Annotated in this window: 1 protein-coding gene; it reads left to right on the top strand. The window is 71.2% G+C overall.

The window, feature by feature from the left end; genetic code table 11:
• Positions 1–615 precede the first annotated feature (615 nt).
• Entirely contained in the window at positions 616–1,110 is a 495-nt protein-coding gene (locus AB0K37_RS42295; protein WP_363991906.1) for a hypothetical protein, read from the top strand.
• Positions 1,111–1,144 lie beyond the last annotated feature (34 nt).

The raw sequence follows: 1,144 nt of genomic DNA, 5'->3' as shown, positions 1-1,144 counted from the left end.
CCCGGCGCGGCGGACGCTCACGCGAGCCGCCGCGCCGGGCCCCGCCGCATTGGCCGCATTCTGCCAATAATTTGTGGGCAAAGTCACAAGAGCGCGGTCGATCCGGGCAATTGAATAATAATTTGAAAATATACCTTGTGCGATCCTCCGGATAATGTGCGGCGTTGATCAGATGGAAACGCGCGGCGCTCGGCCTCCCGGGAGGCGGGTGACGTGCGCGATCGGGGCCGCCCGCGGCCGGCGCCCCTCTCGCAAGCGGACGCTGACATGCGGTTTCCGGGCCGGCGGCGCCTGTCGCGGAGCGTGTCCGCCTCGCGCCGGTTGCCGGGCCGGGCAGCCCGGCGCGCCCCGGACTGCCCAGGGGTGCAGTTCAGGGATCCGCTTTTCTGTAGCAAGATGACGGCCGTCCGGTCGGCTTATCCGCCCTTCCCCGGAAGAGCGTCCGGCGACGTTTCCTGAGCGGGTCGACGAGCGTTGGGCCGGGAAAAAGGAAACGCGCACGGCCGGGTCCGTCATCGCTCGATTTCGTGAGCCGGCGTTCCCGACGGCGCCCGGATCGAGCCGGACGGCGGCGCCGGCACGGCCCGCGACACCCCGCAGCAGAGGAGTTGGCACGTGGACGAAGGAGCGTTCGGCAGGGCCGCCCAGGAACGGGCGATCGCCGAGGTCGAGGTGGAGATGGCGCGGCTGTGCGAGCTGATCGCCGAGGGCCTCGCGATGGGCGTGGACGGGGGCCGCGAGATGGTCGGGGGCGCCATGTCGGAGTTCCTCGTGGAGTTCTTCGGGCTCGTCCGGGCCGAGGGCCCGCGCCCCGGCGTGAGAGAAGTGATCACGCTGCCGCTGCTGGTGCACGGGGCGGAGACCGGCGAGCCGGGCCCCGCCATGCCGGTCGCCGTGCTGCACCTGCTCTGGTGGGCGTCGGCGCGCCACCTCGACGACCTCACCGCCGCCGGCGCGCCGTCCCCCGCGGGCGCCGCCACCGGCGCGAGGGTGCTCACCGCGCTGGCCGTCGGCGGCCAAGGAAGATCGGGGCTGATTACAGCGTTACGTTGCGAGCGAACACGAAATCAACGGTCTGCCACCGCCGCCGCCAAGGCGGCTGGAACTTGAAGCCCATGTGGCCGAGCTCGCGCTGGAACTTGGC

Source organism: Actinomadura sp. NPDC049753, from assembly GCF_040674655.1.
In the GTDB taxonomy this organism is placed as follows: Bacteria; Actinomycetota; Actinomycetes; order Streptosporangiales; family Streptosporangiaceae; genus Spirillospora; species Spirillospora verrucosospora.
The sequence above is the reverse complement of the archived record's forward strand: the minus strand, read 5'-3'. Positions and strand labels throughout refer to the sequence as shown.